This is a genomic window from Gracilibacillus timonensis (assembly GCF_900086715.1).
GTDB classification, from domain to species: Bacteria; Bacillota; Bacilli; order Bacillales; family Amphibacillaceae; genus Gracilibacillus; species Gracilibacillus timonensis.
This window is the reverse complement of record NZ_FLKH01000012.1, coordinates 1,069,600-1,095,012: the sequence shown is the minus strand read 5'-3', so window position 1 is coordinate 1,095,012 and position 25,413 is coordinate 1,069,600. Positions and strand designations below refer to the sequence as shown.

The window sequence follows — 25,413 nt, the reverse complement described above, 5'->3', positions numbered from 1 at the left end:
GTAGCGTATAGTCAATTGATTTCCGTTGATGGTGATCGATTGACCAATATCTTTTTCCTCCATCTGATTGATAAATGTCTCCATTGATTCATTGATATCCTCTGGTTCAGCTGATGTTTGTGACGAACTTAGATAAACATCCTGCTCTCCTTCTCAGGTAAACTATATAAGTAATGATTGAGCAATAACATCTATCCCTTTGCTGTCTGTGTATGATCCCATCAATAATATTCGTTTACTTCGCTCTTAATACCCGCAATCCATTAAGAATAACCAGAATGGTACTTCCCTCATGACCGATCACACCTAGCGGCATATTGATCATCTGCAGAAAATTACTGGTAATCAAAACAGCTATAACGGATAAGGAAAAGGCAATGTTTTGTTTTATGATGGTATTCATTTTTTTAGAAACACGAATGGCATGAACCATTTTTGCTAGATTATTTTTCATCAGGACGATATTTGCAGTCTCCAATGCAATATCACTGCCAGTCCCCATCGCAACACCAATGTTGGCAGTAGCTAAGGCTGGAGCATCGTTTATACCGTCTCCTATCATGACCGACTGCTGGTTTTGCTGGCGCAGTTGTTTTAAGTAGTTCACCTTATCTGCGGGTAAACAATTGGCATGAAATTCATCGATTCCCGCTTCTTTGGCAATATTTTCTGCGGTGGCTTGATTATCTCCCGTCAGCATAATCGTCCGCAGTCCCAAACTTTGAAGTTCTTGGATGGCTTCCACTGCGTCCTGCCGAAGGGTGTCTTTTAATAAAAAGACAGCGATCACCTTTGTATCTTTTTTCACAAAGATTTCCGTCATTGCTTGTTGATGTGTCGAAAAATGCTGCATGAGCTGAGCCGCCTCTTGTTTTCCGATCATTTCTGCATTACCAATCATCCAATGGCTATGGTCTGCTTGTGCAGATAACCCCCTGCCATTATGATGTTCCACTGTTACAGATAACTCCTCTTGGCTGCTGCGTTTCGGCCCTGCCCATTTTTTCATGGCAGCAGCTAGCGGATGAATCGATTCATTTTCTATCGCATAAATGGCATTTGCTACATCATCCACCTCTTGATTAGGATCAATATAATAATCCACTACTGCTGGTTCACCTTTCGTCAATGTCCCTGTTTTATCAAAAGCAATCGCGTCTAATTTCGCTAAAGCTTCGACATACACTCCACCCTTAAACAGAATTCCCTGGCGCGCTCCATTAGAGATAGCGGATAGTGTTGCCGGCATAATCGATGCTACTAACGCACATGGAGAGGCGACGACTAATAGAATCATGGCACGGTAAATCGTATCTGTCCAAGACCAGCCAAATAAAAAATGAGGAAGAAACATCATTATTGCAACGGTGATCAAGACGATATTGACATATAATCCTTCAAACTTTTCAATAAATTGCTGGGAAGGAGAACGTTCTTCGTGTGCATGTTGCACCAATTCGATAATTTTTTGGAACATGGTTTCTGTTGGCAATGTATTTATTTCAATTTGCAGACTGCCACCGAGATTAACGGTCCCAGCAAAAACCTCGTCACTTATCGTCTTGGAAATAGGTATAGACTCTCCAGATAAGGCACTTTCATCTATCGTCGTATCTCCTTTACTGATCACGCCATCAGCAGGAATTCGCTCTCCTGATTTTACCGTAATCAATTCGCCTGGTTTTAATTGATCAATGGCTACTACCTCACCACTAAGCAAGGTGGCTGTTTCTGGCTGCAGCTTCATCAGGCTTTGTAATTCATTCTTATTTTTATTTTCCGTATAACTTTCCAAAGCACCAGATAAAGAAAAGATAAAAATCAAAATAGCCCCTTCTGCCCAAAAACCGATCGAGGCCGCTCCAATGGCAGCAATAATCATCAGCAGTTCCACATTTAAACGTTTGGTCTTATATGTTTCAGTAATCCCTTCCTTCGCTTTAGCAAACCCACCGATGAGAAAAGCGGCAATTAATAATGTAATCCATGAACCGTGACTAAGATAGTCGGATAATATCCAGGCTGTAAAAATAAGTATTCCGCTTATGGCCGCAGCGATAATTTCACCATGTAGTTTGAGGTAAGATAAGCCACCATTTAATGTTGTCATTTTGTAGTCCTCCTTTAACCGATAATCATCTTTGATAGTGATTATCACTTTCATTTATTTATAATAAATATCATTTTATAATTATCATAAATAGTATATCATATTTTCTACTGTTTGTTTATTATAATTATGACAAATTCATGTTTTTTAGGGATAACAGAGAAAATAGCATTATTAACATGGGAACTTGGTTTAGGAGAACACAAAAAGACAAACAAAAAAGATACCAATCTAGAAAAAGTTGGTATCTTTTTTAACTGCCACGTCTGTTACTTTTCATCGTTGGCCTGATAGACATCAAACAATCATTTTCACACCAAAGCCCATCAACAGCACTCCAGTACATTTTTGAAAAAACTTTTGGAATACGGGTTTCTTGAACCATTTTTTCATCACATCCAAGAAATAGACCAAAATAAAAAACCAACCAGCTGCTATCCATGTAAGAATGAAACCTAGTATTATCAATTGTTGATTTGTATTCCCATTTACATGGATAAACTGCGGCATGAAAGTAACATATACCAAAACCGTTTTCGGATTCAATACATTACTCACTGCCCCCTGAAAAAACGAATCTTTTACATAAGCATGGGTAGATTTTTTGTTGTGATCCGGCACGCTATCCATGGAAAAAGTACTTTTCGTAAAAAAAGCCCGGAGTCCTAAATAAATCAGATATGCGGCCCCTAGATACTTAATAACATGGAACAGAAAGACAGATCGGGCAATAACAACAGCCAAACCGAATACCGCAATCATCGTCCAGAAAATTAGCCCTGAAGCTATCCCCAGCGTGGTATAATAGCCAGCCTTGGAGCCATGAGCCATCGTGTTTTTCATCACCAATACCGTATCTGTGCCAGGTAGCATCGACATCATCAGCGCCATCAACATATATGCTGCTAAATGGTCCATCCGCTCTCCCCCTTCCTACTATCTTAATAAAGCAAGATTGCCAGTTAATTGATTTACCTTCCTCTTTTCTCCGTATATACCTAGTCCATAGTACAGATAATCTGTTTTATCCATTTTCTGAAGTTTCTTTATGTATTCGTCATACGTTTTACAGCTTTGTGCCGCATTGGAGAAATCAACAACGGTTAGATTCGTAAATTCCTTTGTCAGCATCCTATCTCTTAGTTGATGGAGAAGTTCAGCGTTTCCTTTCAAGATCGGGACTGGTGTTTTGACAATGCCTGCATGCTTTACACCAGAATGATCGCTGACATCCTCACCGATCATTTCGGGTGCTTTCATGCCCAATGTTACACCTAGAATAGCTGCTGTATTGGCTATCAATCCTAACGGAAGGTTTTCATCGATGACAAGTACCGTTTTCGTTTCCTTCATTTACTGGATCTCTCCTTTGCTTCAAACGTCTTCATATATTGTTTAGGTGTCAATCCAATCATACTTTTGAAACATTTGGTCAGATGACTCTGATCACTAAATCCCGTTGCATAAGCTGTTTCAATTGGTTTAATGCCTTGTTCTAACAGCTTTTTTGCATGATTCACCCTAATGGTTTGCAAATAACTGTACGGAGATATTCCTTTGTTGCTAGTAAAAGATCTCAATAAATGATATTTGCTCCATCCTGTTAAATCACTTAACTCTTGTAATGAAATTTTCTGGTTATAATGCACATCCATATAATCACTTATTTCTTGAATTTGATGAGAAGACTCCGGAACTGTGGCCGGAATAGGCATGTTCGAGTTTGTTTTCATCAGTTCTTCTATGACATATAAAAATAATTCTTCCTTTTCCAATTCATCCTCTCCCTGCCCTATTTTTACATGTAATTCCTTTAAATTGGATACTACTTCGCTTTGATAGAGCACATTTGCTTGAAAATGCGGCAGTTTTTCTTCTCCGTTTATATCAAAAACGGCCTTTTTCATTGTTTCTATCTTGACATTGATACAACGATAATCTAATGTTTTTCCATCGATTTGCTCACAACGATGGGTATCGTATGGATTAAAAATAAGTACATCTCCTGCGTTAATAATAAATTCTTTTCCTTGGCAGATAAGATGCCGCTCTCCTTCCTCCATAAAACCAATCACATAATAATCATGAAAGTGTGCTGGGAACTTTTGCGTGATCCCTTTAAATCGGTAGGCTTCCACATTCAAATCAGAGTCCAAGTAAATTGTTCGAGTTGTATCTGACATCCCTCGCTCTCCTCTCAACCTGCTTTATCTTTTTCTAAAATAACACGTATTCTTTGTGGTTTCTTGTATGATATTGCGATTGGATATAAAAAAGGCATTACTTCATCACGAAAATAATGCCTTGTTCCTCATCATTACTTGTTCATTCCACGTTTTTGCTGCTGGAAGTATTCCGTTTGAAGCAATCCCATATGCATCATGTCGTGCCATTTACCATTTCTAAACAAGACTTGTCTACTGATTCCTTCTTGTTGAAAACCGATTTTCGTATACAAATGAATGGCTCGATCATTAAACGAAAAGACTTTAAGGGAAACGCGATGAAGATTCATTTCATAGAAAACGTAATCTAACAGTAACCGCAAAGCTTCTGAACCATAACCTTTGCCCCAATATTCTTTTTCACCGATATCCACGATACATTCTGCATTTCTGTTCTCATAGTCGATCTGGATTAAAGATACAATACCAATGGGGGTTTCGTCTTCTTTTTCCATCATGATATAACTTTTAGCTGAAGTAGATCCCAAGATAACATGATCGACAAATTCCTGCGTTGCTTCCATCGGATAAACATCTAAGGATGGGTTGGTAGTATACATCACTTCCAAATCGTTTCGCCATTTGTGATATATCGTTACGTCATCCTTTGTCATCTTTCTCAGCCGCACTCTTGATGATTCAAATAACAACCTTCTCACTCCTCGTGTATCGATTTTGGATGGACTAATTGTTCCAAGGTGAAAAGTAAAACGTCTAATTGTTCCTTTATTTTTGTTTGGTCATATCCCAATTGAAATGTATCTAACATCAAGCCGTTTAGAAAAGATACCAAGTACCTTGCAATCGACTGTGTAGGTTGTTGAGGGTTCAATTCTCCTGTTCGCTTTCCTTCATTTAATATATCTGCTATCGTCTCGATCAGTCGGTTGTAACGTACTGAAATGTAAGGGGAATTATCTTTATCCTTTACATAATGAGAGGACAAAAAGAATTCTGCCCTTGCCTGAAGCAGCGTTTGATGAATGCTTTCTACATACAAACGCTGTTCGTCAAGCCAATTTTTTATTTGGAGCCATATGGATGTCTCTTTTGCAGACACAAAATCTGGAATATTTGTTTCGTCATCATCGCGTAACACTTCGAGAAAAACATGTTCCACGTTATCAAAATAACTATATAATGCCCCTCTTGAGATGCCAGCTTTGTTCATAATATCCTGCATCGATGTGTGAATAAAACCCTGCTCGATAAACACCTGCTTCGCTATCTCTACCAGTTCCTTTTTTCTTTCCCTTTTATATTCGGCACTAACTTTTGGCGCCATAAAACCACCTCCAATTTGAATGATATAAAACTATACAGTGTTGTCGTTTTATGGTATCCATTATAAACGACACTAGTGTATAGTTTCAAGAAAGGCGCACTTGAAAAAATCGTCATCACAAAAAACTTCCCACAAAAGCGAGGAGAAAACCATGATATTCATGTTGTCATTTGATATTCAAAGTTTTGGGTCTTATTTTGGATGACATGTACCAACATCGTACCCGGCTGTATCTTCCAAGGCTTTGTCTAAAGCTTGCCAAGTCATTAACGCACAATTATGCCTTGCTTTTAAAGCGTGAACCCCTTGCAACGATAAGCTGTCACCCAATTCTTCATTACCTGATGCTTTACCATGACGAATTAAATCTTCCATTTTATCTCTTAGTATAGCAATCTCTTTTAATGATTTATTTTCGATCAATTCGGTCATCATGGACGTAGAAGCCATACTAATACGGCATCCTTCACCAAGAAAAGCAGCTTTTCTTACTTTATCCGAATCCATATCTAAAAATAAAGAGATCACATCACCGCACGTCGGATTCTTATAATGTACTTTTACGATATTTTCTCCTTCTAATTCCTCAAAATTTCTCTTATATTTATAGTGATCCATAATCACTTTGCGATATATGTTATCAAGCATTGTAAGCTCCCCCTCTGATTAGAAAAACACGGAAAAGATTAGACGTTATCCCTTTTCACTGTCTCCATTATGGTGGGTGATGTCCCAAATCCTTTTTATGTAAGAGCAACACAATATATTTATCAGCACAGTACATTTTTTAAAGTGATGTTCGGAAAAAATGGGATCCCTTCGTTCCAGCAGCAATTTCTAAATATTATAAAAATGTACATGATGGAACACATAGAAAAATTACACCCTAGTCCAGATAAAATGGAAATTCCCAAAGAGTTGTTTATTCATTATGTGGCTCATGGTTATGTAGGAGTCATTGCTTATTGGCTGGAGAATAATATGCAGTACTCCCCAGAGTACATGGCAGAAAAACTGTCGCACATGACGATAAATGGTCCTTATCATGTAGCAGGGTTAAGGTGACCATGTTCCCTTGCACATTATTTATGAACAAACCCAACTGAACAGTGAACAGTTGGGTTTACAAGTTGATCGTCATTATGTTGTGAGATAGTCGTATTAAAAATGAAAGTCACTGCCATCATGCTGACTTCTTCATGCGGTGCTATTCCAACATTAAATCATATCTCTTTTCTTGAAATTTCTTAAGCCATAAATCAGTAATATGAAAAATGTAACAGTCAACAAGCTATAAAATAAAAAATAGGATTGAATAGGTGATTCATCTTCTGGAGACATGGCCAGCATTGGCTGCGTCCACGGATAAATTTGTCCCAGTGATGTGCTGGCTACAATAATCGCAGGGAGTGTAAAAATAATAGTAACCGCAAGTGGTATACCAAACGTTTTGGAACGGATCGAGATAATCAGCTGTAAGACAACCAATGGCAAACAGGCCAATATGCCTCTTACTATATATCCCAATAACGACATAACCGGAAGCACCCCATCGATTCCCGTTACATAACCCAAACCAATAAAGAATACCAACAAAAGAATCATGGTAATCATGATCATCCGGATGATGGTGATAAACTTCCCGAAAAAAATCTTGGAATGGCTAATAGGAAATGCTAATAGCTGTTTCCACCCTCCTCCTACATGTTCGCCTCTGCATACCAGTGCCGCATATACTCCGACCAAGATAGGTAAGACAAAAGGTCCCATAAATAAGGCTACTTGTGTCCATGCCTCCTCCCATGCATTATCCCCAGGGCCCATAAATAAATCATAATTCTTAAAAAAGTTAACATAAGCCAGCAGCACCCCTAATAAGGGACCAATGATATACATTAACCATATGTTAGACCGCTTTAGCTTTAATCGCTCTACAAACAATATATCTTTCAATTGTATCCCTCCCTATTTAACTTCCTTTCTAGCAAATTGAACAGCACCGAAAACCAATAAAATCATCCCTAAACAAAAACTAATGACTAGATAGGCAGACAGGTCTGTATTATAGCCTAAGCCTTCATATTGCAAAATAATGGTTGACGCTTGACTGGGATAGGCTAGCGGAAACCATCTGGTTGTTTGTGCCGCTGCTAAAAAAAGTCCCATCATGGAGAAAATAGCTCCAACAAGTATCGAGAAAGCCTGATTTTTAAATGTCATTGATAACCAAAGCTGAACAGACATCATTGGTAATACAACAATCAACATACTATAACTATCTCCTAACAACAGGCCCCATGGTGTAGTTCCTTCAAACCCTAACACCTTTCCTAACAAAAGCATGCCAAGCATAAAAATAGTGATTGAGAAAAACAGACTGATGAAAAGCCAGATAAATTTACTGAGATACACACGCACTCTAGAAAGTGGTAACGATAAAGTCTGTTTCCAACCGTTCGCTTGATGTTCAATATTGGCTATAACCGATGCAGTCAGTGTGGTTGCTAAAGGAAATCCAAGACCCAACAATAGACTGTTATCATACAATAAATAGATCCACATCGAGCGTGCTTGAAACAGCTCTGCTTGCTCCTCTACAAACTCCCCTCGATAAGTAAGATTGACTAATTCATACCCTAAGATCAAGAGTGGTACCAGTAAGACAATAATCAGTATGGAGGAACGTTTTAATTTGATTTTATCTGCCCATAATAACTGTCTCATAGACTACCCTCGGTACCAGTTAATTCTAGAAAGATATCTTCTAACGACTTGGTCACTTCCTCCAGACGATATACTGATATTCCAGAACGAACAAGCAGTGCATTGATTTCAGAGACAAATTCAGGTTTTGTTTCCTTTAACCATAAATAATCATCTTGCCATTGCGATTGGATTCCTTGTCTTTTTAATATCGAATGAGAGGCACTTCCATCACTCACCCCAACTTTTAATAATGATTTACGCTTTTGCCTTAATTGTTCGATCGAATCTTGAAAAATCATTTTGCCGCCATTAATAATGCCGACCTCTGTAGCCATCTGATCAATCTCACTTAACAAATGACTAGACACCAGCACACTCATCCCAGATTCAGGTAGTTGTTTAATTAATTCCCGAATTTCTTGAATACCGGATGGATCCAAACCATTGGTTGGCTCATCTAAAATTAATAGATCTGGCTCACTAAGTAGAGCCGAAGCAATGCCAAGCCGCTGCTTCATACCAAGCGAATACTCTCTGGTTAATCGATTGGCCACTTTCGTTAATCGGACAATTTCGAGCACTTCATCCATTCGTTTTTCCGGAATGCCCCGTAATCTTCGCACGGCTTCTAAATTTTCACGACCAGTTAAATTACCGTAATAGGTTGGCGACTCAACCAAGGATCCAATGCGTTGTAATATGGAGATGCGCTTTTTATTTAGGTTTTGATGAAAAATTTCAATACTTCCTTGGCTTGGTTGTATTAAACCTAATAACATTCGTATGGTCGTCGTTTTACCAGCTCCGTTCGGCCCTAAAAAACCATAAATTTGTCCTCGTTTAATACACATGTTTAATTTGTCAACGGAAATGTTTTTCTTGAATTTTTTGGTCAGATTGTTTGTCACTACAATTTGATCATTCATTTCTCCTCACCTCGCTTATCCCTATCATAATCGAAATCTTCTAAACGCGAGCATAACTCTTTCTTAACATCTCCTTAACAAAGTGTATAAGGGATTACAATGCCATTCATTATTGTGTAAAATGATAGAATAATAACAAAGGAGGACAACACATTGCCATTCCAAGCAGAAGACTATTCCATTCTGATGATTGATGATGATCCCTATATTCTAGATTTATTAACAACTGTCTTTACAAAAGAAGGTTTTCAACATATCTATCAAGCAAGCACAGGACAAGAAGCAACATCGCAAACAATTAAAAATAATCCTGCCATTCTTTTATTAGATGTGATGTTACCTGATGTCGATGGCTTTACACTTTGCAGCAGGCTTCGCGCGCAGACCTCGGTTCCTATCTTATTTTTAACAGCGAAAACAACGGATTTGGATAAGTTACAAGGATTTAGTCTTGGTGGGGATGATTATATTACGAAACCTTTTAACCCTTTAGAAGTAGTTGCACGTGTGAAAGCACAATTAAAACGATCCAAGCAAGCCGAAACCAATCATCGGGCGAAAACGGTGTATGACTATGGTTATTTTACTGCAGATGCTAATAGTGGAAAGTTAATTGTTAAAGGGGAGCAAATAGACTGTCCCCTTTTAGAACTGAAATTGTTGCTGTATTTTTGCGAACATCCTCATCAAGTGTTAAGTAAGCATCAAATCTATCGAGATGTATGGGGAGAATATTACGGTGGAGATAATACCGTAATGGTTCATGTGAGGCGCCTGCGCGAAAAATTAGAGGATGATCCAAGTAATCCCCGCTGGATTAAAACAGTGAGAGGTCTGGGATATATCTTTGAAGCGGATAGGGAATTACCATGAATCTAAGAAATAGAGTAGCCGTTTATTTCGTTTCGCGGCTTTTTTGGCTAATGGTGATTTGGGGAATATTACTTGTTGTTAGTATCAGTCTTTTCAGTTTTTTTCTTCGAGATCATCAACCGGAAGCCTCTCCATTATCCATGGATAGGATCGCAGAGGATACACGGATTCAAAATCAACAGATAGATATAAGTCCTACCGTTAAGGAAGATTTGCAAAACAATCGGATGTGGCTGCAGATATTAGATGAAAACGGTAATGAATCTTTTTCCTATAATAAACCAGTATCGATTCAAGAACATTATGCTCCTGGGGAATTGGTTTCTGATTACGTCTATCCGGCTAACAAAGGCTATCAGCTGTCCACTTGGTATGAAACAATAGACGATCATGACCTGACTTGGGTTATGGGAAAACCAGCGGCTAGTAATAATCCCTTTTATTATTGGGCGAATAACCTATGGATCCTCTCCATCCTTGTGATCGGGATTTTCATTGCTCTCTTTTTTGGAAAGCAATTAGGTGCTCCTCTGTTACATGTCGTATCTTGGATCGACCAGTTATCAAAAGGAACATATGAGGAGCCACTCCAAAAAAAGAAAAGAAACAATACAAAACACAAAGTGTATCAAGATCTGATGCTTGCGCTCTCTAACCTCACGTCAACATTAAAACAAAGCCGATCCGAGAGGGAGTTATTAGAGAAGTCAAGAGAAGAATGGATGACAGGGATCTCCCATGATTTAAAAACCCCTTTATCCACCATTAAAGGATATACTACAATCATGGCTTCCGATGAATACCATTGGAAACAAGAAGAGATACGCCATTTTGCGAAGACGATGGAAGACCGCGTCGAATATATGGAGCAACTTATTAAGGACTTTAACTTAACGTTTCAATTAAAAAATGAGGCCATCCCCATCCAACTAAAACCAATGAATTTGGTATCTTTTATTAAAGGAATTGTGGAGCAAATGGAGAAGATGCCAGATGCTAAACAACAAACATTCTCTTTTGAAACGAATCAAGAGCCTATTTTCTATGCTATCGATAGCAAATACCTAAAACGAGCGTTAGAGAATCTTTTGGCAAATAGCAGCAAGCATAATCCAGCTAACACTAGCGTCCGAATCAAACTACAGCAAACAACAGACAGCATTCATATTACCATACAGGATGATGGAATTGGTATGAGTCAAGAAACTGTCGACCGTTTATTTGATCGCTATTTCCGGGGAACTAATTCTGCCGAGGGTAATGCGGGAACTGGCCTGGGAATGGCCATTGCCAAACAAATTATCTTGGCTCATCATGGAGATATTACGATCAAAAGCAAGCCAAATATCGGAACAGAGTGTCGTATTGTTTTACCACGCTGATCTCTTTGAATCATAAGGAAAACCGGACAAAAACAGTCCGGTTCTTTATCATGGAAATGACATTGAATACTCCGTTACCCCTCCCTTCGCTTATTCATACGGTAACGGGAGGCAAAGTAAATCCCCAGCAAAAGAAGTGTTGGGATATTTTGAGCAATTAGCATATACGTTTTCATACCGAAGGACATATCAGCAAAGATATCTGATTGTAAAAACATATATAGGAAATAGCCCAAAGATACTAGCGGGAAAAGAAGCCCCATTAATCGATTCTTTCTAGTCGATAAGAAAAATTGAACCCCTAAAATAACCATCCCGCCAACAAAAATAAGCAGTAACTCGAATAGACTCAAATGCATACAGCATCACCCCTCTCTTATGACATCATTTATTGAACTATCTTGTAATAAACCCGAGCCGTTATCCGGTAAACAATCACATAAGCAATCAAGAAAACCAAAAAAGCGAGAAGCAGACCAACGGGAAATAAATTCACTTGATTGATCATCACTAGAATCATCAATTTTCTCATCAGAAGATAAAGTGCTAAAATATGGATTCCTGTTACGATTACAGGTAAGAAAAACACGGTCAAAATCTGAGATTTGATTGCTTTTTTAATTTCTGATTGATTCAGACCAATTTTTTGTAAGATGGAAAAGCGCTCTTGATCATCATACGCCTCCGATGTCTGTTTATAGTAAATAATCAGTACCGTCATTAACAACAGTAAGATCGCTAAATTCAAGACGATAAACAACACACCACTTCGGAGAGCTTGTAGATCACTCGCTGCTTCTGTTCTGGTATCTACGACAACAATGTCCATACCTGCTTGTTCCATGTTAGATCGCAGCTGGTCGCCAAATGCTATTTCTTGTTGCTCATTGATCCCTTGTTCTAAATGGATTTGTGTAGACACATTCGTGCCCGCAGCATATTCCTCCAATATTTCTTGTTGCTGCTGGTCAATTTGTCGAAGAACAGCTACATTTTCGACAATGATATAATAGGTAGCCCCAACGGCACTTGTCGTTTCACTGCCCATTGAGAACTCTTCCATATTTCCCATGACATTGGCAGTAAATTGATGATCCATCAGTGAAAGAGTTTCGTTTGGATATTCATCATTCGTCCCATGTATATACACTTCATTTTCATCAAGCGATATATGATCGCCTGTTAACTGATTGTAATTATCCTGATCCGTGAAATATAAACCGACTGTACGCTGATTCCCTAACATCGAATAAGCATCTTTGGTGACTTCAAAACCATCTTCTGTAGCTATCGTCTGAAAAGTAAGATAGAGATTAGTGGATGACCCGGTAACTGTTTGATTCGTTTCCGTAGCGGTTTGATCAATGAGTTCATTGAGATCTGCTTTTATTTCTTCCCCCGTGTCCGCTACATCTTCTGATAACCTTACCTCTGAAATGACATTGCCAGAATATTGTGAATTGCCATCCCCCTCCGATATAATATATAAGGAAACAGCAATCGAAAGTAATAAAATAACACCCACAGATAAAACCGTAATGTTTCCAAGCCCTACCGCATTCTTTTTCATCCGATAGATCATACCGGAAACCGGAATAAAATGGTTGGTCTGATAATAATAATTTTTATTGTTTTTTAAGATTTTGAGTACGGCAATACTTCCCGTCGTAAATAAGAGGTAAGTACCTGCAATAATTACGACTGCTGCTAGCAAGACATAAGGCATGCCTTGAATGGGAGATTGTAAGGTTAACGCAATATAATATCCCCAACCCGTTAGTAGTACACCGAGAATGGAAAGAAAAATTTTGGTTTTCGGCTCTTTTTCTCCAACATTTCCGCTTTTCAGCAGATCTATCGGATGAGCTAAGCGAATTTGATAGACATTCCCCATTAAAATCATTAGAAAAATGATGGTAAAGAAGCTTAGTGTCCATATAACGGCTCCAGAAGAAAATTCAAATCCAAGCGCTACATTCGCCCCCATCATTTGGCGAATCAATAGTACGCATACTTTATTCAGGATCGTGCCGGCAATTAACCCTACGATCATACTGCATACACCAATATAAAATGTTTCGTAAGCAAGCATTTTCGTGATATGCTTTTTATCCATACCCAAAATGTTGTAGACGCCAAATTCCCTTTTCCTATCTTTCATTAAAAAACTATTCATATAAAAAAGAAAAATAGTGGAAAAGATAAGCAAGACAAAATATCCCATGGACAAAATAGTTTGTAAGTTAGCTCCGCCTGGAATATCCGCAAGTCCCGGGTTGGTGGATAATGCCTGGATAATATACGTCATCATGATCGTACTAATACAAGAAATGATAAAAGGTAAATACATTTTGCTATTTTTGCGAATACTGTCTGCCGCCATTTTCAAATAAAAGCCATTACGCATTGCTATCCTCCCCCGTAGCTAACACTGTTAACGTATGAGAGATTTTTTGGAACATTTCCTCATTTGATGTCTCCCCTTTATACAACTCATGAAATACATTGCCGTCTTTGATAAACAATACTCGTTTGGCATGGCTGGCAGCTCGAATGCTATGAGTTACCATGAGAATCGTCTGACCTTCCGCATTAATTTGTTCGAATTGTTCCAATAAGTCATCAGAAGATTTTGAATCCAGTGCACCAGTTGGCTCATCTGCCAAGATTAATTCCGGATTCGCAATTAATGCTCTGGCAACAGCTGCTCTTTGCTTCTGACCGCCAGATATCTCATAGGGAAATTTGGCTAAGATATTCTCAATACCAAGTTTCTTTGCTATCGGCATTAGTTTTTGTTCCATTTCTTTATGCTTTTTTCCAGCTAGCACCAAGGGAACAAAGATATTATCTTGAATGGAAAACGTATCTAACAGGTTAAAATCCTGAAAGACAAATCCCAAATGATTACGCCGAAATGCAGAAATTTCGTTTTCGGGTATGTGCACCATATTTTTTCGATTTAATATTACATTGCCTCGTGTTGGTTTATCCAATGCCGCAAGAATATTTAATAGCGTTGTTTTACCAGAACCCGATTCACCCATAATAGCGATATAATCCCCGGAATCAACGCTGAATGAAACATCAGATAATGCCTCTACTTGATTCCCTCCAAATCTTGTTGTATAAACTTTTCCTAAATGTTGAACTTGTAACAGTGTCATACTAGTCTCCTTTCTTTGAGCAACTATCTTGTTGCTACTTATACGATAGCAAAAAAGAGAAATGCCATTCTACCGTTCGATCTGACATTTCTCCTTTGTTTCTAACGTTTTTGTTAGATAGCTATTCGATTGTTATTTGCCCAGGATCAAACAGAATGGAAACCTTCGTACCTTTATCCACTTCTGATTCTATTTCGATCTTATGCCCGAGTTTCGCTAGAATTTGCTTGGAAAGATGAAGTCCAATACCACTGGCACTTTTATGCTGGCGGCCGGTAAAACCGGTGAAATTCTTTTCGCCTACACGCGGTATATCTTCTGGACGAATCCCGATGCCAGTATCCTCTATCACTATTGCATGTTCTTCCCAATAAATTGAAATAACTCCTTTATTGGTGTATTTCAAGGCATTAGATAATAGTTGTTCTAATACAAAGCCCAACCATTTTGAATCCGTGATCACACGTTGATCTACACCATCATAACGGACAGGTAGTCTTTTTCGAATAAAGAGGGAGGCATACTTTTTGAGTGTGTCTCGAATCATTGTATCCAAGTCTATCTTATGGAACTGATAATCAGTAGATGAACTGCCTAACCGTACATACTGTAGGAGGAGTTCCACATATTGTTCCACTTTGAATAACTGATCCCTCATTTCAGCAGAAACTTCCCTGTCTTCTTCTTGGAGAATTAAATGAAGCGCGGAAATTGGTACCTTTATTTGGTGTACCCACATCGTAAAATAGTCTAATATTTCCTGTTCGTTTTGCGCTTTCGTATGTTCAAGCTGAGAAAGTGCAGTCGTTAATTCTTTTAGTATTGCCTGGTAGTCAGCCTCTATTACGTTTTCCGGCTTCGGTAATTGCTCTATATCCAGATGTGGTTGTCTAGGGAGAACTTCCAATTCCTTATGTTTCGTGTAATAGTTATAGAAATGGAAACACCCCGCAATCATTCCAATAAAGCCACACACCACCAGCCATAACATAGAACGTTCCATCGGCAGTTGATATAAAAAGCTGGTGAGAACATGGATTAAACCAAACAATAGCCATAAACCAATCGGTCGTTTATAATCATTTATATAGGTTAATAAGATTTTCATGTTAACTCTCAATGATATACCCTTCCCCTTTTTTTGTCGTAATATAATGCTCCAACCCCATGTGATGCAATTTCTTTCTCAATCGATTGATATTGGTATATAATGCGCTATCATCGACAAAACTGTCAGACTCCCACAGAGCCATCATTAACGCATCCCGTTTGATAATTTTCCCTCTATTTTCTAATAGTTTTTGAAATATTTTTGCTTCATTCTTGGTTAATTCTTCTGTTTTATCCGCAAAGGAAATCGTAAAATTATTCACATTAAAAATTAACCCTTGATGTTCCATTAAATGACTATCTCCACTAAAGTCATATGTCCGGCGGAGAATCGCTTGAATCTTTGCCATCAACACCTCCAAATCAAATGGTTTAGTAATGTAGTCATCCGCTCCCATTTCAACCGCCCTGACAATGTTCAAATTATCTACAGCGGAAGAAATGAAAATAATCGGTACTTTGGATACCTTGCGTATTTCGCCACACCAGTAATAGCCATTGAAAAAAGGAAGCGAAATATCCATAAGTACTAGTTGCGGATCTAAGGCAATGAATTCGGAGAGGACATGCTGAAAATCCTCTGTCACCGTACCTTCGTATCCCCATTTTTCTACATGTTCTTTCATCTTTTGAGCAATGACGGAATCATCTTCTACGATAAATAGTTTCATTTTATCAACCTTTTTTATTATGATTGTACAGAGTTTATCCTACTATTGCATCTAATATGATGCTTTTTAACAGGGTGCACGTAAAGAATAAGCTCGGGCCTTCACAACAAATCTTCTTATGATATCATTAGGCAGCGTGCTACTTTGATCGATATTGCGTTGGACAGGAATGTTGCGGTTTGTTAGAATTATATTTGATTTAATCGATCTATCTTGATGGAATGGTTAAGAAACGTAAATAGATTACTTCACAGACGGAGGGAAAGGAGTGTTCTAGTCATGAAGAAAAAAATACTGCTATTTTTATCGATGGGCTATGGATACTCTACTGCTGTTTTCTTTTAGATTTCAACAAATTGGTGGAGTCTGTCTTCTTTCAGCAGAAATAATAATAAGTGAGGTAAATACTATGCAAAAAATTACGAGAAGCAATCCAACCTTTATGCCTAAACCGGTAGGTAACTACAGCCATGTCACAAGGGTACCCAAAGGTGCTGGTTTGGTCGTGACATCAGGTCAGGTCGGAATAGATGAAGAGGCTCATATTCCCTCCCATTTAAACGAACAGGTGAGCTATACGTTTGTCAACATGAGTAAGGTGCTGGCCTCCGAAGGTTTGACGGAGGACAACGTAATAAAAGTGAACATTTGGGCAACCGAGGAAATAGACTGGGATCATTTTTACACCGAATGGGATAAGCTATTCGAAACAGCCTACCCTTCCATGACCGTTGCCTATATTACTGCATTAGGATGGCCTGAATTGAAAATAGAAATCGAGCTTTGGTGTGCAGACGTTTCATAAACTAGTGTGAGGTCCATTACTATCATTACATTGTAACCAATCGTTAACGTCATCAGATTCATCATAAAAATTGAGTATATTATTTACAAACAAGCACCCAAAACTAGCGATTTATAAACACTCGTTTTGGGTGCTTGTTATCGTATTCCTTTACTTAAAAAGTTTCAGCTGTGATTTTGGAGTTTTCAAAGAGCTCCAACTACGGGATGAGGAATATACAATTCTTCCAAATATGCTAACTCCTCCGGTGTTAACTGAATGTCCAGCGCAGCTACAGAACTTTCAATATGACTTTCTTTTTGAGCGCCAATGATAGGAGAAACCACCTGATCCTGATGAAGAAGCCACGCTAAGGCAATTTTATCTCTAGTCGTTTGGTGCCTATTTGCAAGCTCCTTTACGCGTTCTACGATCCCAGAATCTGATTCCATCATTGCATCATACTTGGATTGCTGAACCTCATCTGTTTCAGAGCGGAAGGTCGTGTCTGACCAGTCACGAGTTAATCGACCAGAAGCAAGCGGGCTATAAGGCGTTAATGCTATTTTTTCATCCTGGCAGAAAGGAATCATTTCTCGTTCTTCTTCCCGATAGATCAAATTATAATGGTTTTGCATCGATGCAAATTTTGTCCATCCATTACGCTCCGCCACTCGTTGCGCTTTTTGAAACTGCCAAGCATACATGGCGCTAGCCCCAATATAGCGTGCCTTTCCTGATTTCACTACGTCATGAAGAGCTTCCATCGTTTCTTCAATTGGTGTATCATAATCCCAACGATGAGTAATATACAGATCGACATAATCTGTTCCTAATCGTTCTAAACTATGATCTATCTCTGTCATAATGGCTTTTCGGGATAAACCTCTGCTATTCGGTTGATTAGGACGCATCGACATGTAAACCTTGGTTGCAAGAACAATATCGTCTCGTTTGGCATAATCTTTCAACGCCCGACCGAGAATTTTTTCGCTTTCTCCCATGGAATAAATATTAGCTGTATCAAAGAAATTAATGCCTAAATCAATTGCTTTCTTAATGACAGGGCGACTCTTTTCCTCATTTAACACCCATTTATGAATCCATTTATCAGGGTCTCCAAACCCCATTGCTCCTAAACAGATACGTGATACATCTAAACCGGTATTTCCGAACTTTACATATTCCATTACATATCCTCCTCCAAATGTAGAATGGTTATTTGCAATATTCTATTAATAAATAATACTATTAAAAGATACATTAGAAGTCCAATAAAGAAATCATATATTAACGCATGACTTGGTTAAGAACAAGCACCTGACACTGGGAAGTTCTTAATCAAAGCCCCACAGTTGACTGCTGTCACCATCTAATGAAAGGTCCAAGAGTGATCACCTACACCAACACTTTTCTTAAGCATTGCATTGTGCGACTCTCCTTACTATTTCTCCTTCAAATCATCCGTCATTGTTCATTTATCTTGTACTCTAATTTGCTTTCTAATCTATCTATTTTTTTCTTCACTTCTTCGTACCCTTTTCCTCTAATAATCGCTGTTGCCAAGTAGCTTGATTCAAAATCTTCAGGAGGCAGGACCACTTCCTCATTGATTTGTCTTACAGGAATAATCAAGATAACATCCTCATCTTCCATGACATCATCCAAGCCACGTATATCTGTAACAACACCTTCCTGATCAGCTAATACTTCATAATGACATACACTATGGGTGCTGATTGTATCAAAGTCTGGCCAGCTGTCTTTAATACTTTCCCCAACTGCAACCTTAATAATGAACTCTAAATAAGAAATACCTGAAGCATTCTCCATAACATGAGAAGCAATGAACCCACCAGCCGGTCGAGCTGCCACTTCAATCAATTTGAAGCCATCTGTAGTCACCCTGCCTTCCAAATGAAAAGAACAATGGTTAAATCCCAGTGTTTTCACAACCGTTTCCGCGCTTTTCTTTATCTCGTTAACGGTCGCCTCATCCTTCTCAGATGGGAAAATCTCCATATAGTCTAAAGAATATTCTTCCGAAACTAAATTATCAGCCACCCCGGTAATATATACGTTATGATCCTGAACCACGCCATCAACAGATACTTCGGCGCCATCCAAATACTCTTCGTAAATATATTCATTAGGGTAGTAGGTATAAATTTTATCGTCATCCGGAGAAGTGGAGTTAATCATTACTTCATACGCTTCATGAATATCCGTATCGGCCTCAATTTTAAAAATCCCTTTACTTCCCGCTGCCCCGACTGGTTTAAAAATTCCTGGTGTACCAATTTCATCAACCGCTTGCTTCCAATCATCCAACGACAAGACTCGCTTGAATTTTGGACAAATCCCTTCCACCTCTCTTAATGCATCTCGCATGAAATATTTATTTCTTGCCCTTTTAGCTGCTTCTGTACTAATGGTAGGCAGCCCTAATTCAGCCCCAATCTTTGCTACTAGTTCCACATCTTTTTCCGACCAAGTTAGTACACCGGCCACTGCATGTTTTTTCGCATAGATAACACTTGCTTTAACCGAAGCTTTCATGTCATACGTGTTAACTAAGATTAAATCATCAATCAGTCCTTCATCTAATCCTGGATCAACATCTGCCAGTAAAGCGATTCTATACCCCATTTTTTTTGCCGTATAAATAGGTTTCAACCGCTCTACTTTGTAATTTCGAATATTTACATACAATAAAGTCTTCAATATAAATCCTCCCTATAAAATGAATGGTCAATATCTTCCTTTGAATCATTCCATGACTATTAGAAACGTTGTGTAAAATATCGGTACTACCATTTGATAATAAGTTTACCGATTAGAGTGAACTCTAGGTCAAGTGATTCGTATATAAAATGTTAGCTAAGGCTTTCTAGTTGACATAGAGTGCACTCTATCCTTTATATTAAAAAGAAATAAAGGAAAAAGGAGTTTTTCAAAATGAAGAAACCTTATATCTTTTGCCATATGATTGTGTCCATTGACGGAAAAATTGATGGAACACATAAGGCATTACCGGAAAGAAAGTCAAGTGCTGATTTCTTTTATAATGTTGCCTTTGGAGAAGACTCACACTATGATATGCAAGCTTGGCTTTCTGGACGTACCACAACAGACGAGGCCTTTACTAAATATAAAGAACCTGATGTAGACAAGAGCGCCGCTCCTGTACCAGAGGGTGATTTCGTCGTTGAAACAGATTTACCAAAATATTATGTTTCCGTAGATCCATCTGGAAAGCTTGCTTGGGACAATAATACGTTAAAGTATCGAGACACGAAAGCGCATATCATTGAGGTACTAACAGAAAAAGCAAGTAATGAATACAAAGCGATGTTGCGAAAGTTAAATATTTCTTATGTTATTGCAGGAAAGGACGCACTCGATTACGAAGTTCTCATGGAAAAGCTAAGTGATTTATTCCATATTGAAACCTTGATGCTTGGTGGCGGTGCTGTGCTTAACTGGTCTTTTGTACAAGCTGGATTATGTGATGAAGTGAGTGTTGTTATGGCCCCGTTTGCTGATGGTTCTGCTTCTGCTGCCTCTCTATTTGAAACAAAAGAGGGATTATCAACGGATACCCCTGTTTCGTTTGACTTAGATCATGTGGAAAGTAAGGAAGATGGCACGGTTTGGTTACGTTATAAAGTAAAAAATTAATCCTGTTATATCCAATAGTCTGTCACTATGCTTTCTGTATCTTCGGATTCAGAAAGCATTTTTGACATACGTATACGGATGCAGGAAATGAAAGGAGTCTTTAACCAATGAAAATATTAATTTTAGGAGCTGCAGGACAAATTGGCAGCATGCTGACGGAAAGACTGTTGGCTGAAACAGACCATCAACTGATTCTATATGCACGTAATGCTGTTCGGCGCTTGCATATCCAGGAACCCTACAGAGAGAAAATTGTCTCAGGAGATTTCGAGGATACAGCGACTTTGGCACAAGCCATGCAAGATGTTGATTTGGTTTTCTTGAATGATATGACTTATCCAGAGCCAACTCAAAACATTATAGAAGTAATGAAACAGGAGAAGAAATCCTGGATTATTTGCGCAAGTGTGTTAGGTATTTACGATGAAGTAGTAGGTGAATTTGGTAAATGGAATGTTCGAATGGTTGGTCAAAGGGCTGTTAATCGTCATAAAGAATCTGCTAGAATAGTGGAAGCTTCAGGACTGCATTATACGCTCTTAAGACTAACCTGGTTATACAATCAAAAAGGAAACGAAAACTATGAAATTTCTCAAAAGGGGGAACCCTTTACCGGTGCACAAGTGACGCGCGAAGCCGTTGTGCGATTGATTATGGATATTCTTTCGGACCCGGAAAAATATCGAAACAACAGTTTAGGTGTAGTGGAACCAAATACTAATTGGTCCAAACCTTCTTTTTATTAAGTGTAGAAGTGATTGAAATCATTCATTTTGATCCCTGCTATGTTGAACGATTCTTGTAAGTGTCTGCTTACTTATCCAGCGGGCACTTTTTTTATAATGAAGCTTCATCCTACCATTCGCAAAAAAAGAAAGCACCCAACCTACATACATTCTATAGATCGACTGCTTGTTGTGTTAAATTCCTCCATCTTTCTCTTCGGCTTAATAGGTCCACACTTTCGCTTGCAATTGTTGTACACCAAATTCCAATGCCTCGTCTAAGTCTTCTATATAAATATCTAAATGGCCATTTGTAATCGCACTCCCCCGGTCTTCACACACATACGTTTCATTTAACTCGGGAATATGTATCTTCGTACCAAAAGAAAGAGATGACGGGCACGCAATGGTCCTTCCTTCTTCTACCACTTCACCAGACGCTGTGATACCATAAGCGGGATCACCGGGTTCTTTTCCTGTAGATTCGGGTCCAGCCGTATAAGCTGTAACGGTAAAAGGTGTTCCCGTTTCATCTGGGATGTTTAATGTTTGCCCGGGTACAATAGAAGCAGTATCTGCTATAGATGAATTGGCGGCAATGATTGTATTTACATCTACTTGATAGTCCTGCGCAATACGGTATACCGTATCTCCTGATTGTACTTCATAATGCTTCTCGGCCGCTACTGTCCCTGCGAAGAGTACGAACCCGACCAACGTAAGGATGATTAAAGAAGTATACTTGATAATAACGCCTCCCTCTCTATTATGTAATTACTATCTACCCTACTTTTAAATTTGTAAACTTCTATTCTATTTACTTGATTAACGATCATGCAAATCATGTACCGCATGACTAAATTGTGTTTTTAATACATCATCCACATAGAAAGGTTTTATTCATCTGTTCGAATAGATGGCGGCTATTTATAATAAAACGATAAAAGAAGCAACGAAATGTGGATGCCCCTTTTATCGTTATTATTCCGTTCTACGTTACCAAGCAATCCGAAACCATTCTAGTTGATCTCCATCAGGGCTACTGTTCGTCGTCTTCCACTATATAAGGACGCATCATATCATAATCTTCATGTTCTAAAATATGACAGTGCCAGACGAATTCCCCGCTATATGGTGCAAACTTTGCAATGACTCTGGTAATATTGGCGGCAGGAACCTCCAATGTATCTTTCCACCCGCGCTGATTGGCGGCTGGTGCTTTAGGTGGGCCTGTAAAGGTGATGTGACCGTCTGCATTATATCGTTCAAGGTCAAATGGCTGATGATCCAATATTTGAAATTGTATTAGATGGATGTGAATCGGATGAGAAAAATTGGTGGTATTGGTAAAAGCCCAAACCTCCGTTGCCCCTAGCTTTGGTTTTTCGGTAACGGGATCATGCCAATGCTTATTGTTTAGCAGCAATAAAGGGCGACCAAATTGGTCTGATGACCCCACTAATTTTAAATAGCGAATGGTAGAAATATTATTTTGTTTTAACGAAGGAATAGTAGATAGATCTGCAGGCAAGAGACTTTGATCTTTATTTTTTAATCCCTTTGTAACACGAAATTGCATGATATGACTGGTGTCATCATTTGGATCTGCGTCTTGCCCTAAGTTATTTTTCAACAAAATGGACCTGCCCCCTGCTTGCGAGAAATCAATAATGACATCGATTCGTTCGGCGGGATGAAAATGGATTTCTTCCATCCCTACCGCATTTCTGAGTAATCCCCCATCAGAGCCAATTTGCTGGAGGCCTATATTGGGATCAAGCTGTAGTCGATAAGACCTTGTATTGGAAGCATTCAACATTCGAAAACGATATTTTCTAGGTTCCACCTCCAAGTATGGCCATACCTTTCCATTCACTAATATCGTATCACCATTGAAGGCGGGTAGAATAGATGGGTTGGGCAAACTTGCTGCTGCTCCATCAGGCTGTGATGGGTAAAATAACGACCCATCTTCCTGAAAGCTTTTGTCTGTAATCATAAGAGGAACCTCATATTCACCGCTTGGCAGGTTTAATTCTTTCTCTTGCTTATCTCGAAGAATATACATTCCAGCTAGCCCTGCATACACATTCAATCGTGTAATGCCCATCGCATGATCATGATACCATAAGAGGCTGCTGCGCTGATGATTCGGATACGTGAACGTTTTTCTGGAAAAATTAGGCCCTATTTCGCGAAAACCATTGGTGTACCATGCTTCTGGATGACCATCACTGTCTGGTTTAGTTTCTATTCCATGTAAATGTACGACCGTGCGTACAGCAGGAAGCTGGTTGAGTCCATGAATGGATACATCGACCGGCAGAAGATGTTTATTTGGCAATTGATTAAGCCAGGTGACGTGAACAGGTTCATCACGATTTGCTTCTATTATCAGCCCAGGAAATTGTCCGTTATATCCCCATAAAGAGGTAGCTGGTAAATCACGATGCAACTTACTCTTGAATGGCTTCATCGTCATCTCATAATGAACGCCGTCCTTCGTTTTTTTCATCGGTTGGAGACGCTTCATTCTTGGAAGTGGATCGACATATTTTTCTAGTTGATAACGCATTTGTATGCACCCCATTTCTTTCCTTAACATAGTAAATGTAACTACAGGCCAAAGGGGAAAGGCAAATGTACGGTATCAACTAAATTCCTTATTGCGTTTGTCCAATCAAAACCAGAAAGATATTCCTGACCGTTCGGTGAACTAAGTATCCGATCGTTGAAATAGGTTATGAAAAAACGAAGATTGATAAAGAGCGAACAAACCAAGTAAGTTTCCGATTCCGAGCACTTCTATCGCTCCAAGCCAATGTAAGGAAGTATTAGCCGAATAAGTTAAAGTGGCGATCAAGTGATGGGCACCCAATAAGCCACCTCATACAGTCGCCAAAAAAGCAAGTATTTGAGCATATTGGATGTTTTTTAAATCTGTGTCACCATAGTAGCCAGGCCCACTCCAATATCCCATAAAGCAATTTCTCTTTTGGACCCGTTAATAGGTAAGCCTCCTATTACGCATTTGATGGATGAGTATAAGAGCCGGAAACTAATAAGGCGTTGTCTTTTGAACACACAAAAACAAAACGTATAAAAGGCTCATTCGTCTAGTCGATAACTAATTTCCTTAAGTTTTAGCAATCGAAAAGAAATCTAGAAATTCACTATTTGCTATACTTAGAATGGACCAACTCTAGAAGGGAGTGAATATGATGCGTAATAGAAGAACAGATTCTGCTTCCAGAGTCATTCATTCATCTATCCAAACTATTTATCAGGCCTTTCTAAATCCGGAGGCGCTGATCTCATGGCTTCCTCCACAGGGTATGACAGGTACTATCGGCAAGTTTGATCCTGTAGAGGGAGGATTTTTCAACATAACTCTTACTTATGAAGAGGCTACCTCTATACATGGTAAGTCATCGGAAAACACAGATGCCATACAAGGTAAGTTTTTAGAACTAGTTCCGAATAAACGGATTGTGCAAGCGATCCTATTTGCTTCGGATGATCCAGCCTTTTCAGGTGAAATGATCCAAAGCTGGGTATTGGAACCTGTTTCAAATGGTACAAAGGTTACGGTTGTTTGTGAGAATGTACCGGAAGGAGTGACAAAGGAAGACCATGATGTTGGTTTAAACTCCACATTAGAAAACCTTGCAACCTTTACAGAATGATCAACTTGCTCTTTTATTCATACCAAACAAAAAGCATCTATCCATCATAGATGCTTTCCATATCTTATAACTTTTCATTGGC

General features: G+C 38.8%; 26 protein-coding genes. 7 read left to right on the top strand and 19 right to left on the bottom strand.

The window, feature by feature from the left end:
* Positions 1-235 precede the first annotated feature (235 nt).
* The 7 genes from BN6556_RS16415 to sufU form a co-directional block, all read right to left on the bottom strand.
* Positions 236-2,110, bottom strand: coding sequence for a heavy metal translocating P-type ATPase (locus tag BN6556_RS16415; RefSeq protein ID WP_066193431.1), 1,875 nt, complete (start codon positions 2,108-2,110; stop codon positions 236-238).
* 297 nt (positions 2,111-2,407) lie between these two features.
* The gene (locus tag BN6556_RS16410) at positions 2,408-3,028 is read right to left on the bottom strand and encodes a LysE family transporter (protein WP_066193429.1); all 621 of its coding nucleotides are present in this window, start codon (positions 3,026-3,028) and stop codon (positions 2,408-2,410) included.
* 18 nt (positions 3,029-3,046) lie between these two features.
* Complete coding sequence (locus BN6556_RS16405; protein ID WP_066193427.1) at positions 3,047-3,463, bottom strand: DUF2000 domain-containing protein; 417 nt, start codon at positions 3,461-3,463, stop codon at positions 3,047-3,049.
* A complete protein-coding gene (locus BN6556_RS16400; RefSeq protein WP_066193425.1) occupies positions 3,460-4,293 on the bottom strand; it encodes a helix-turn-helix domain-containing protein in 834 nt (277 codons plus the stop codon). Before BN6556_RS16400 ends, BN6556_RS16405 begins: the two co-directional genes overlap by 4 nt.
* A gap of 134 nt (positions 4,294-4,427) precedes the next feature.
* Positions 4,428-4,985 (bottom strand): GNAT family N-acetyltransferase, encoded by a 558-nt coding sequence (locus tag BN6556_RS16395; protein ID WP_066193423.1) that lies wholly within the window; start codon positions 4,983-4,985, stop codon positions 4,428-4,430.
* 5 nt (positions 4,986-4,990) lie between these two features.
* A complete protein-coding gene (locus BN6556_RS16390) occupies positions 4,991-5,620 on the bottom strand; it encodes a TetR family transcriptional regulator (RefSeq protein ID WP_066193421.1) in 630 nt (209 codons plus the stop codon).
* Between the two features lie 192 nt (positions 5,621-5,812).
* On the bottom strand, positions 5,813-6,268 hold the full coding sequence (gene sufU, locus BN6556_RS16385) for a Fe-S cluster assembly sulfur transfer protein SufU (protein WP_066193419.1): 456 nt from the start codon (positions 6,266-6,268) through the stop codon (positions 5,813-5,815).
* A 69-nt stretch (positions 6,269-6,337) separates the two neighbouring features.
* On the opposite strand from sufU, the gene BN6556_RS16380 reads away from it, so the two are divergent.
* A complete protein-coding gene (locus BN6556_RS16380) occupies positions 6,338-6,685 on the top strand; it encodes a TetR-like C-terminal domain-containing protein (RefSeq protein ID WP_066193417.1) in 348 nt (115 codons plus the stop codon).
* 153 nt (positions 6,686-6,838) lie between these two features.
* Here the strand turns inward: BN6556_RS16380 and BN6556_RS16375 are convergent, their stop codons facing one another.
* The 3 genes from BN6556_RS16375 to BN6556_RS16365 are packed head-to-tail and all read right to left on the bottom strand — an operon-like array spanning position 6,839 to position 9,252.
* Positions 6,839-7,573 carry an ABC transporter permease gene (locus BN6556_RS16375; RefSeq protein WP_066193412.1) on the bottom strand — a complete coding sequence of 245 codons (735 nt, stop codon included), beginning with the start codon at positions 7,571-7,573 and terminating at the stop codon, positions 6,839-6,841.
* Positions 7,574-7,585: 12 nt separating this feature from the next.
* A complete protein-coding gene (locus BN6556_RS16370; protein ID WP_066193410.1) occupies positions 7,586-8,344 on the bottom strand; it encodes an ABC transporter permease in 759 nt (252 codons plus the stop codon).
* Positions 8,341-9,252, bottom strand: a complete 912-nt coding sequence (locus BN6556_RS16365) for an ABC transporter ATP-binding protein (protein WP_066193408.1) — start codon at positions 9,250-9,252, stop codon at positions 8,341-8,343. Before BN6556_RS16365 ends, BN6556_RS16370 begins: the two co-directional genes overlap by 4 nt.
* Before the next feature lie 186 nt (positions 9,253-9,438).
* Between BN6556_RS16365 and BN6556_RS16360 the strand changes: the two genes are divergently transcribed.
* Positions 9,439-10,125, top strand: a complete 687-nt coding sequence (locus BN6556_RS16360) for a response regulator transcription factor (protein WP_066196519.1) — start codon at positions 9,439-9,441, stop codon at positions 10,123-10,125.
* Positions 10,122-11,507, top strand: a complete 1,386-nt coding sequence (locus BN6556_RS16355; RefSeq protein WP_066193406.1) for a sensor histidine kinase — start codon at positions 10,122-10,124, stop codon at positions 11,505-11,507. Before BN6556_RS16360 ends, BN6556_RS16355 begins: the two co-directional genes overlap by 4 nt.
* Positions 11,508-11,581: 74 nt before the next feature.
* Here BN6556_RS16355 and BN6556_RS16350 read toward each other — a convergent pair whose 3' ends face one another.
* The 5 genes from BN6556_RS16350 to BN6556_RS16330 all read right to left on the bottom strand — a co-directional run bounded on the left by BN6556_RS16350 (position 11,582) and on the right by BN6556_RS16330 (position 16,455).
* Positions 11,582-11,866 (bottom strand): hypothetical protein, encoded by a 285-nt coding sequence (locus BN6556_RS16350; RefSeq protein ID WP_066193404.1) that lies wholly within the window; start codon positions 11,864-11,866, stop codon positions 11,582-11,584.
* 29 nt (positions 11,867-11,895) lie between these two features.
* Positions 11,896-13,914 carry an FtsX-like permease family protein gene (locus BN6556_RS16345; protein ID WP_066193400.1) on the bottom strand — a complete coding sequence of 673 codons (2,019 nt, stop codon included), beginning with the start codon at positions 13,912-13,914 and terminating at the stop codon, positions 11,896-11,898.
* Positions 13,907-14,674 (bottom strand): ABC transporter ATP-binding protein, encoded by a 768-nt coding sequence (locus BN6556_RS16340; protein WP_066193398.1) that lies wholly within the window; start codon positions 14,672-14,674, stop codon positions 13,907-13,909. The genes BN6556_RS16345 and BN6556_RS16340 overlap by 8 nt, the downstream gene beginning before the upstream one ends.
* A gap of 121 nt (positions 14,675-14,795) precedes the next feature.
* A complete protein-coding gene (locus BN6556_RS16335; protein WP_066193395.1) occupies positions 14,796-15,782 on the bottom strand; it encodes a sensor histidine kinase in 987 nt (328 codons plus the stop codon).
* Position 15,783: 1 nt separating this feature from the next.
* Positions 15,784-16,455, bottom strand: a complete 672-nt coding sequence (locus tag BN6556_RS16330) for a response regulator transcription factor (protein WP_066193393.1) — start codon at positions 16,453-16,455, stop codon at positions 15,784-15,786.
* A gap of 409 nt (positions 16,456-16,864) precedes the next feature.
* Here BN6556_RS16330 and BN6556_RS16325 point away from each other — a divergent pair, with 409 nt between their 5' ends.
* Positions 16,865-17,260 (top strand): RidA family protein, encoded by a 396-nt coding sequence (locus BN6556_RS16325; protein WP_066193391.1) that lies wholly within the window; start codon positions 16,865-16,867, stop codon positions 17,258-17,260.
* A gap of 185 nt (positions 17,261-17,445) precedes the next feature.
* Here BN6556_RS16325 and BN6556_RS16320 read toward each other — a convergent pair whose 3' ends face one another.
* On the bottom strand, positions 17,446-18,429 hold the full coding sequence (locus tag BN6556_RS16320) for an aldo/keto reductase (protein ID WP_066193389.1): 984 nt from the start codon (positions 18,427-18,429) through the stop codon (positions 17,446-17,448).
* 277 nt (positions 18,430-18,706) lie between these two features.
* On the bottom strand, positions 18,707-19,963 hold the full coding sequence (locus BN6556_RS16315; protein ID WP_066193388.1) for an ATP-grasp domain-containing protein: 1,257 nt from the start codon (positions 19,961-19,963) through the stop codon (positions 18,707-18,709).
* Between the two features lie 234 nt (positions 19,964-20,197).
* On the opposite strand from BN6556_RS16315, the gene BN6556_RS16310 reads away from it, so the two are divergent.
* Positions 20,198-20,920 (top strand): RibD family protein, encoded by a 723-nt coding sequence (locus BN6556_RS16310; RefSeq protein WP_066193386.1) that lies wholly within the window; start codon positions 20,198-20,200, stop codon positions 20,918-20,920.
* A gap of 107 nt (positions 20,921-21,027) precedes the next feature.
* The gene (locus BN6556_RS16305; protein WP_066193383.1) at positions 21,028-21,666 is read left to right on the top strand and encodes an NAD(P)H-binding protein; all 639 of its coding nucleotides are present in this window, start codon (positions 21,028-21,030) and stop codon (positions 21,664-21,666) included.
* Positions 21,667-21,867: 201 nt separating this feature from the next.
* On the opposite strand, the gene BN6556_RS16300 is transcribed toward BN6556_RS16305, so the two are convergent.
* Together BN6556_RS16300 and BN6556_RS16295 are read right to left on the bottom strand one after the other, a co-directional pair.
* Positions 21,868-22,362: a LysM peptidoglycan-binding domain-containing protein gene (locus BN6556_RS16300; RefSeq protein ID WP_235817541.1), complete on the bottom strand. Its 495-nt coding sequence runs from the start codon at positions 22,360-22,362 to the stop codon at positions 21,868-21,870.
* Between the two features lie 322 nt (positions 22,363-22,684).
* On the bottom strand, positions 22,685-24,220 hold the full coding sequence (locus BN6556_RS16295) for a multicopper oxidase family protein (protein WP_066193379.1): 1,536 nt from the start codon (positions 24,218-24,220) through the stop codon (positions 22,685-22,687).
* Positions 24,221-24,863: 643 nt separating this feature from the next.
* Between BN6556_RS16295 and BN6556_RS16290 the strand changes: the two genes are divergently transcribed.
* The gene (locus BN6556_RS16290; protein WP_130859910.1) at positions 24,864-25,331 is read left to right on the top strand and encodes an SRPBCC domain-containing protein; all 468 of its coding nucleotides are present in this window, start codon (positions 24,864-24,866) and stop codon (positions 25,329-25,331) included.
* The last annotated feature ends 82 nt before the right edge of the window (positions 25,332-25,413 follow it).